Origin of the sequence: Streptomyces cahuitamycinicus, from assembly GCF_002891435.1 — a bacterium.
GTDB classification, from domain to species: Bacteria; Actinomycetota; Actinomycetes; order Streptomycetales; family Streptomycetaceae; genus Streptomyces; species Streptomyces cahuitamycinicus.
Map to the genome: position 1 here is coordinate 1 of NZ_POUC01000764.1, position 1999 is coordinate 1999.

At 74.2% G+C, this 1999-nt stretch carries 1 protein-coding gene and 2 pseudogenes; 2 read left to right on the plus strand and 1 reads right to left on the minus strand.

The annotated features are described in order from the left end of the window. Positions 1-5 precede the first annotated feature (5 nt). Entirely contained in the window at positions 6-995 is a 990-nt protein-coding gene (locus C1J00_RS42570; protein ID WP_102914138.1) for a protein phosphatase 2C domain-containing protein, read from the plus strand. Between the two features lie 66 nt (positions 996-1061). Then, a pseudogene (locus C1J00_RS42575) lies at positions 1062-1358 on the plus strand (thiamine pyrophosphate-binding protein); the annotation flags it as partial. On the opposite strand, the pseudogene C1J00_RS42580 reads toward C1J00_RS42575, so the two are convergent. Further along, a pseudogene (locus C1J00_RS42580) lies at positions 1350-1999 on the minus strand (transcriptional regulator); the annotation flags it as partial. The pseudogenes C1J00_RS42575 and C1J00_RS42580 sit on opposite strands and share 9 nt — an antisense overlap.

Here is a 1999-nt window from a genome sequence, read left to right on the forward strand (position 1 = left end):
CCCGGATCGAGCGCCCCACACCGACCCCGCGACCTCGAGGCCACGTCGGCACCCGACCCCCCACCTACGACGCCGAACCCACCGCCCTCCCGGCCGCCGATCCGGACGACCTCGACGACCTCGTGGCGGACACCGTGCTGGACGGGGCCCGGTACGGGGCCTGGACGTTGCGGGCCGTTTCCGTGCGGGGGGACTCCGCGCGGTACCGGGGCGAGCCCCGCAGGGACGCGCTGCTCACCGCCCGGTTCGGCACGGGGGAGCACGCGCTGCTGCTCGTGGCGACGGCGACCGGGGCCCGGGCCACACCGGGCGCGCACCGGGCCGCCGCCGAGGCCTGTCACTGGATCGGGCGGGCCGTCGGCCGCAGCCACGCACGGCTGGTCGAGGACATAAGGGACGGCCGCCGCGGCGACCTGAAGTCCGGGCTGCACCGCCTCACCGACCGCAGCCTCGGCAAGCTCCGGGCCAGCGCCTCCGAGCAGGGCGTCGATCCCGGCGAGTACGCGGCCAGCCTGCGCTGTCTGCTGCTGTCGGCCGACCCCGAGTGCCGTACGCGGGTGTTCTTCGGGGTCGGGCCCGGCGGACTGTTCCGGTTGCGGGAGGGCGAGTGGCAGGACATCGAGCCGCAAGTGGCCGAGGTCAAGGGCGAACCCGTCATGGGCTTCGGCTCGCCGCCCTCCGAGACTCCCGACGGCGACCGGCTCACCATGGACCTGGGCATCCCGACTCCGCCCAGCCCGTACGAACCGGCCCCGGAACCGCCCCGGGAGCCCTTCCGCTTCCGGACCTCCGTCGCCCGCCCGGGTGACGCGCTCCTGATGTGCAGCGGCGGCCTCGCCGACCCCCTGCGCGGCGAGCCCGAACTGGGCGAGTACCTCGCCGAGCGGTGGTCCCGCCCCGACCCGCCCGGCCTCGCCGCGTTCCTCGCCGATTCCCAGGTGCGGGTCAAGGGTTATGCGGACGACCGTACGGCCGCCGCGGTGTGGGAGGCCTGAGCGCTGCCCGTGTGACTTCATGGAACCCGGAGGGATCGCAGGAGACCGAAGGGGCAGACGAGAACCATGGCCAAACAGAACGTCGCGGAACAGTTCGTCGACATCCTGACCGCGCCGGAGCCAAACGCCTCTACGGCGTCGTCGGCGACAGCCTCAACCCGGTCGTCGACGCCGTCCGGCGCAATTCCGCCATCGACTGGATCCACGTCCGGCACGACGAGACCGCATCCTTCGCCGCCGGCGCCGAGGCGCAGATCACCGGCAGGCTCGCCGCCTGCGCCGGCTCCTGCGGCCCCCGGCAACCTCCACCTCATCAACGGCCTCTACGACGCCCACCGCTCGATGGCCCCGGTTCTAGCTGTACGGCCTCCACGCACGTGCGGACGTGTCGTACGTGTAGCGAGGCAGGCCCTTGATGCCGCTGGTCCGGAACGGGCGGCCGGCGTCGTCGATCCTGACCGTGCCGGTGCGGCCCTGGGAGGACCAGTCGAGCTCCAGGTACCAGCGGCAGTCGCACCCCTGGGTCCTGGCGTTGACCAGCAGCACCTCGGGGTCGCGGGCGGAGACCCGGTAGGGCATGCGCACCGCCGGGATCGGCCCGTCCACGCCGCCCCCGGCGACCGCGCGGGCGATGGGGCGGTCCTTGTCCAGGTTCACGTCGAAGGTGCGCGGGGTGATCGAACCGCCGCAGCCCTGGTTCATGGCATAGGCGTTGCCCGGCACCGGTGCCGAGCGCCCCACGACGCGCACGCGCAGCGCCTCCAGCACGACGGCCGTGTCGGTCCGCCCCTGCACGGAAAGCCGCACGAGCGTCTCGCCGCCGTGCACCGCGTTCTGCGACGCGGCCCAGACCCCGGCGTCCTGGGGGACCGGCGGCGGTGGCACCTGCCCGGGCGGCGCGGCGACGACGTAGTCGTGACCGCAGCCCAGCTTCCACGCCTGGGAGTCGGCGGACCAGGTGAGGGGGACGGAGGAGGCCGTTCCGCCGGCGGGCGGGGTGGTGC